General features: G+C 57.2%; 11 protein-coding genes. 1 reads left to right on the top strand and 10 read right to left on the bottom strand.

The window, feature by feature from the left end; all coding sequences use genetic code 11:
* The 10 genes from ACETWG_00415 to ACETWG_00370 form a co-directional block, all read right to left on the bottom strand.
* Positions 1–870: serine hydrolase domain-containing protein (locus ACETWG_00415; protein MFB0515052.1), on the bottom strand; the 870-nt coding region annotated here is incomplete at its 3' end.
* 78 nt (positions 871–948) lie between these two features.
* Positions 949–1566, bottom strand: coding sequence for a PH domain-containing protein (locus tag ACETWG_00410; GenBank protein MFB0515051.1), 618 nt, complete (start codon positions 1564–1566; stop codon positions 949–951).
* Between the two features lie 55 nt (positions 1567–1621).
* A complete protein-coding gene (locus tag ACETWG_00405) occupies positions 1622–1798 on the bottom strand; it encodes a hypothetical protein (protein MFB0515050.1) in 177 nt (58 codons plus the stop codon).
* A gap of 5 nt (positions 1799–1803) precedes the next feature.
* A complete protein-coding gene (locus ACETWG_00400; protein ID MFB0515049.1) occupies positions 1804–2340 on the bottom strand; it encodes a hypothetical protein in 537 nt (178 codons plus the stop codon).
* The gene (locus ACETWG_00395; GenBank protein ID MFB0515048.1) at positions 2321–2620 is read right to left on the bottom strand and encodes a 2TM domain-containing protein; all 300 of its coding nucleotides are present in this window, start codon (positions 2618–2620) and stop codon (positions 2321–2323) included. The genes ACETWG_00400 and ACETWG_00395 overlap by 20 nt, the downstream gene beginning before the upstream one ends.
* Before the next feature lie 99 nt (positions 2621–2719).
* Positions 2720–3250 (bottom strand): class I SAM-dependent methyltransferase, encoded by a 531-nt coding sequence (locus ACETWG_00390; GenBank protein MFB0515047.1) that lies wholly within the window; start codon positions 3248–3250, stop codon positions 2720–2722.
* A gap of 139 nt (positions 3251–3389) precedes the next feature.
* The gene (locus ACETWG_00385; protein MFB0515046.1) at positions 3390–3614 is read right to left on the bottom strand and encodes a type II toxin-antitoxin system HicA family toxin; all 225 of its coding nucleotides are present in this window, start codon (positions 3612–3614) and stop codon (positions 3390–3392) included.
* Entirely contained in the window at positions 3611–3826 is a 216-nt protein-coding gene (locus ACETWG_00380) for a type II toxin-antitoxin system HicB family antitoxin (protein ID MFB0515045.1), read from the bottom strand. The genes ACETWG_00385 and ACETWG_00380 overlap by 4 nt, the downstream gene beginning before the upstream one ends.
* Positions 3827–4012: 186 nt before the next feature.
* Entirely contained in the window at positions 4013–4264 is a 252-nt protein-coding gene (locus ACETWG_00375; GenBank protein MFB0515044.1) for a type II toxin-antitoxin system RelE/ParE family toxin, read from the bottom strand.
* Complete coding sequence (locus tag ACETWG_00370; GenBank protein MFB0515043.1) at positions 4254–4475, bottom strand: ribbon-helix-helix protein, CopG family; 222 nt, start codon at positions 4473–4475, stop codon at positions 4254–4256. The genes ACETWG_00375 and ACETWG_00370 overlap by 11 nt, the downstream gene beginning before the upstream one ends.
* A 251-nt stretch (positions 4476–4726) precedes the next feature.
* Between ACETWG_00370 and ACETWG_00365 the strand changes: the two genes are divergently transcribed.
* Positions 4727–5317 (top strand): excinuclease ABC subunit UvrA (locus tag ACETWG_00365; protein ID MFB0515042.1); only part of this gene is annotated, 591 nt, incomplete at its 3' end.

Raw genomic sequence — 5317 nt, 5'->3', positions numbered from 1 at the left:
GAAGATGACCGAATCCACCAGCTGAACGCCGTCATACCTGCCGCCAGCCAATTGGAACCGGAGCCAGTGGGCCATCTCGATGGCACTGGAATTGAGGGCTCCGGCGGGAGCGGTGTTGTCGATATTGCGATACGGAATGGGGACCAGTTTGCCCTCCACTCTGGTATGAGGAGTGGCGACATTGCCTCTTTCCGGCAGGTCCCGCACGGTGAGAGTGCTGTGGGTCATGCCCAGAGACCGCAGCAAACGCTCAGTCACGAAGTCCGCCCAGCTGGTATCGGTGAGGATGGGGATCAGCTCGCCGGCTGCTACATACATCATGTTGTTGTAGCCATAGCGACCGCGGAAACTGTAGTCTGGTATCAGATACTGTAACCGGTGCAGTACTTCCTGTCGGTTGAGTTTCGAGCCCCACCAGAGCAGGTCGCCGGCCCAGGTCTGGTAGCCTTGCCGGTGGGTCAGGAGGTCCCGGACGGTCATTTCGCGGGTTGTGGTCGGATCGTAGAGCCGGAATTGGGGCATGTGATCAATGACCCGATCATCCCAGGAGAGCTGGCCCTGTTGCACCAGCATTGCCAGGGCCGTGGCGGTGAAGGCCTTGGTATGGGAAGCCACCGCAAAGAGGGTGTGTTCATCCACCGGGTCGGGCTGGCCCAGCTCCCGGACGCCGTACCCTCTGGCAAAGACTACCTCGTCATCCTTCACTATGGCAATGGCCAGTCCCGGTAGTTCCCAGTCCTCCATGGCCCTGGTGATGTAGGAATCCAGACCGCTGAGAGGGTCGACTTGAGCATGAGCAGGTACAATGCTGGCCAGCAGCAGAACCAGTAGCGGTACCGTATAGATAGTTAGCCTGCGCAATAGGTTCATGGTACCCCCTTACATTAAAGTGATGAGATCATCAGCAGCACCAGTCGTCATAGGTGGGTAGCGGGGCCGGGATTTTCATCAATCACGCTGCCGGATAGCCGCTTCCAGGATGTTTCTAATTGATCGCAGCTCCTCCAGGATCAGTTGAAGTTGTGGCTCAGTCGATGTCGGCGGAGCTGGCTCGGCCACGGCCGTTGCTTCCGCCACGGGATGGAGTTTCTTGATCCTGGCGCGCAATTGCTGCAGCAGTTCATCCCATTCCACCAGGCCGGCCAGCTGCCCTTCGTATCCGGTGACGGTTTGGGCCTGGCCCGCGGTCTGGATGCGGAGTGCACCGATGCCCAGAAAGCGGTCGTAGAGGGAGCGGTGCAGCATAAAATCGGTGATAGCGCGGTAGGGGATATTCTGCTGGACCTTGGTCAGGATGCCTTTATGGATCGTGATCCGGTCTTCTTCGATGATATAGGCGAGGTTCTTGATCCACAGTACGATAATCGGCGCAGATATGATCCACATGGCCGCGATAAGTCCCAGGGTGATAGGCCAGAGGATCAAGGAAACTTGACTTGAAGCCACCCCTTTGATAAGTGGGAGCAAGAACTGCAATAAAAGGCCAATTACGGCCAACAATAGCGAAATGGTCAGCAGGATATACCACTGTTTGGTGATGAGCTTTCCATGGGGTTTGATTTCCATAGCTCTATTCTCCCGAATTGTGCGGTTGATATCGATACCGGTTTGGCAAGGTCCATCAGGAGCGCACCAGTGGTACTAGCACACTCAGGATTATGGCGATGAGGAGATTTAAAATGGTCTTCCGGAGGGGGAAGGGCGTCCTGGTCACATAGGCCAGCACGCTGAGCACCACTCCCAGACCGATTACTACCAGCCTGAAGACCAGGCGGGGATTAGTCAGCCACTGAGTCATCCGGTTCAGGGTATCCGTTGGCCTTCAACCTTTTGGCTGCGAAATCTGGTGATGGGCTTCAGGCTTTTAGGTACAAGGAGAGCTGCTGGACCGCGGCGAAAGTGACGAGAAAGGTACTCGGCGTGGTACTGCCGGCCGCCGTAGTTGACGGTGGTGGCCTTTAATTTGTAACGGCCGCTGGGAAGGCGGATGAAGCGCAGCCATTTTCCAGGCTCGAAGCTGACATTCAGCCAGTTGCTGCCGGCGGCAACCACGATTCCCGGTGTGTGGCGCTTGATCACCACCCGGTCAAGGTGCCGGGTGTCCAGGGGCTGCTTCCGGCGCTGTTCGGGTGTGGGTGGGTTCCGAACCTCATCTGCGGGGGTGAGGATGATGGTATGGCTGTTGTAGAACTGAATCCGTTGCAGCTCGTCTTCAGTGATCTTATGACGCTGACGGGTTTCTTCGGTGAAGTCGGTCAGTCGGGTGGCCAGACAGCCACCGATCAGCAGCGCCACAAGAGTCAGCAGCGCTGGATGGAGCCTATTTGGCAGGGGGTTCATGCGGTTGCCGCTTATCCTTTTCCATTATCTCCCGAATTTTCCGTTCTTCCCATTCGGGACCGAGGAATCCCTGCAATCCGAACACGGTCAGCCCGTGTACCAGCAGACCGATGCCCCATCCCAGCAGGGGCCAGAATGCCCACCAATAGGACGGTGAGCTGAGGGCGTTGATGCCGAAGAGGCCGGCGTTTACGCACACGTAAACCAGTAAGTGAATGTAGAAGCCCTTGATCTCTTCCACCCGTTTCCGGGCCTTTTCGTAGTTGCTCTGTTCGGTCATGGTGGGGATTCCTTATACTATTGGGCTACCGGTAAAATGTAGTGAGCGATGGCGGAAAGACCTATGGCTACTCGTTTGTTGAGCGGCCTGTGCAGCGGCTCACCCGGCCTTGGAGAAGTTAATGGTCCATCTACCTTTCCCGGCCATTTGAAATAGACCGTCCCGGGTTACCCGCGCGATAACCTCCGCAGCTTTAAGGTGATGATCATTCACCGATAGAAGGCCCTCCGGTTTCAGCACCCGGTGCAGCTCCTTCAGGATGGCTACCAGCTCGCTCAGGCCGTGGAGAATGTCGTAGAGGAAGGCCACATCGATGTGACTATCGGGCAGGCCGGTGGCGCAGTCGGACAGGATGGTCTCGATGTTGGTCAGGCGTTGCCGGGCGGCTTTGCGCTGGACGTATTGGATAGCCAGGGGGTGAATGTCCAGGGCGTAAACCTGGCCCTCATTCCCAACAAGTCTGGCGGCCACGACGGTGTAGCTGCCGGGGCCGCAGCCATAGTCCAGTACCTGCTGGCCGGGTTGGAGGCCTACCTCCGCCAGGATTTTCTCCCGCGGCAGCACCAGGTCCCGCACCTTAAACATCCAGGCCATGGTGCGGAAGGAGCAGTTGGATTGGGGGGAGTCCATAGTGCGAGGCTCCAATGGCTTTCAAGGAGAAATTAGTTTCAAAAATGAACTATCGGTAGATCTCCCGGCGGTGGCCAATGAGGAGAACAGGAATGTTATTTTTGAAAGTGGTGGGAGTTATATGGAGGGATAGGGTGCGTCACAGGTATGCTTGCAGCTCCTCGCGTGTGATTTCAGTGTCACGAAGGATTTTGGCCATTAATCCGCGCCTAATGGTTTCTCCGCGGTGAACCGGGACGACTGTGGCGCGACCGTCAGGATGGCGTAGATAGTAGTGACTGCCCCGTGTGCGGACAACCTCGAATCCAAGACGCTTTAAGGTGGCAACGAGCTGTTTGCCTGTGACGCCGGGCAAACGGCTCATACGGTGACTGAGACGCGTTGCACCCCAACAAAGTCCAACGTCTCGGGAGGTTCACCTTCAACTTCCAGGCAAAGAGCGATAGCCTCCTGAATGCGGGCCATCAGTTCGTCGAGGGTCTTGGCTTGGGTATGGCAGCCGTGCAAGGCCGGAACGGAAGCCACGTAGTAACCATCGGCATCCCGTTCGACCAGCACGTCATATTCGCGAGTCATAACTTAAGTTTACATCCGATTGCGATCTATTGCCAGCGCTGCCTCGGTCAGGTGCGCTCCCAGGGCAGCTGCAGATCCTGCCCCCAGAAAATCCAGGCCATGGTGCGGAAGGAGCAGTTGGATTGGGGGGAGTCCATAGTGCGAGGCTCTAGTGGCTTTCAGGGAGAAATTAGTTTCAAAAATGAACTATCGGTAGATCTCCCGGCGGTGGCCAATGCGCAGGACCGGCACCTCCTCTTCCAGAACAGTATAGATGACCCGGTAGTCCCCGACCCGCAGGCGATATAGGCCGGCATAGGGGCCTTTCAAGCCGGGGTGGCGCAAGGGATCTCCAGTCAATTCGGCATCGATCTTATCTAGGATGCGGCGCTGGGTTTGAGAGTCCAGTCGGGCTAGGTCCCTGGCGACGGATTGCTTGTAGGAAATCCTATAGCCCAAGGACTTGCCGCATTTCCCGGGCTGTGATCACCCGGTCATCCTTATCCCGGAGGCGGTCGAGGGCGATCTGAGCGTCGGCAAACTCCTCCAGATAGGCCTTGATGGCCTTCTGGACGTGGAAGGAACGGGACCGCTCCGTCTCCCGGGCTACTTCATCCAGGAGTCGTGCGATTTCTTCCGGCAGGCGGATGGAAACGGTTGTGCTAGGCATAATGAATCTCCTATTGTATGCAATGTATACATTATACACAATGGGTGCAAGAACTTTTTATATCTGGTTATGAGAGGGTCAGCTGCAGATGTACCTTCGTGGCGGGATTGCCACGGTCGTCCCGATCAGCATCGGGACTCCCTCGCAATGACTTCAATGGTAGGTGACATCCAATCGTCAATTTTCATTCCACCATTATTCCCTGAATTTCCCTTTTCCCCTTCGAGCTGTGATGCTAGCTTATAAGGCTAATGCCGGTCTATCACGCGGAGAAGATTTTCGTTCGGGGGGCGCGGGAGCACAACCTCAAGAACATCGACGTCGAGATCCCCCGCAACCAGCTGGTGGTGATCACCGGTCTGTCCGGTTCGGGGAAGAGCTCCCTGGCTTTCGATACCATTTACGCCGAAGGACACCGCCGCTACGTGGAGTCCCTGTCGGCCTACGCCCGCCAGTTTCTGGGCCTCATGGAGAAGCCCAACGTGGACGTCATCGAGGGACTATCGCCGGCCATATCCATCGAGCAGAAGTCCGCCAGCCGCAACCCCCGCTCGACGGTGGGCACCATTACCGAGATCTACGATCACCTGCGGCTGCTGTTTGCCCGCATCGGTATGCCCCACTGCATCAACTGTGGCCAGCCGGTCCGCCGCCAGACGGTCCAGCAGATGGTGGATAACATTCTGGCTTTTCCCGAGGGCACCCGGATTCAGCTCATGGCGCCGGTGGTGCGGGGCCGCAAGGGGGAGTACAAGGAGGTCTTCCGCAGTATTCGGCGCGAGGGCTTCGTTCGGGTCCGGGTGGACGGCCGGGTGCGGCAGCTTTCCGAGAAGATTATCCTC

Source organism: Candidatus Neomarinimicrobiota bacterium (assembly GCA_041862535.1).
Taxonomy (GTDB): domain Bacteria; phylum Fidelibacterota; class Marinisomatia; order SCGC-AAA003-L08; family TS1B11.
Note: the sequence above shows the minus strand (reverse complement) of the source record. Positions and strands in the feature narration are given on the sequence as shown.

Coding starts and splice junctions, on each gene's coding strand:
- ACETWG_00410 (MFB0515051.1), bottom strand. CDS start 1,566: ATGGAAATCAAACCCCATGGAAAGCTCATCACCAAACAGTGGTATATC.
- ACETWG_00405 (MFB0515050.1), bottom strand. CDS start 1,798: ATGACTCAGTGGCTGACTAATCCCCGCCTGGTCTTCAGGCTGGTAGTA.
- ACETWG_00400 (MFB0515049.1), bottom strand. CDS start 2,340: ATGAACCCCCTGCCAAATAGGCTCCATCCAGCGCTGCTGACTCTTGTG.
- ACETWG_00395 (MFB0515048.1), bottom strand. CDS start 2,620: ATGACCGAACAGAGCAACTACGAAAAGGCCCGGAAACGGGTGGAAGAG.
- ACETWG_00390 (MFB0515047.1), bottom strand. CDS start 3,250: ATGGACTCCCCCCAATCCAACTGCTCCTTCCGCACCATGGCCTGGATG.
- ACETWG_00385 (MFB0515046.1), bottom strand. CDS start 3,614: ATGAGCCGTTTGCCCGGCGTCACAGGCAAACAGCTCGTTGCCACCTTA.
- ACETWG_00380 (MFB0515045.1), bottom strand. CDS start 3,826: ATGACTCGCGAATATGACGTGCTGGTCGAACGGGATGCCGATGGTTAC.
- ACETWG_00370 (MFB0515043.1), bottom strand. CDS start 4,475: ATGCCTAGCACAACCGTTTCCATCCGCCTGCCGGAAGAAATCGCACGA.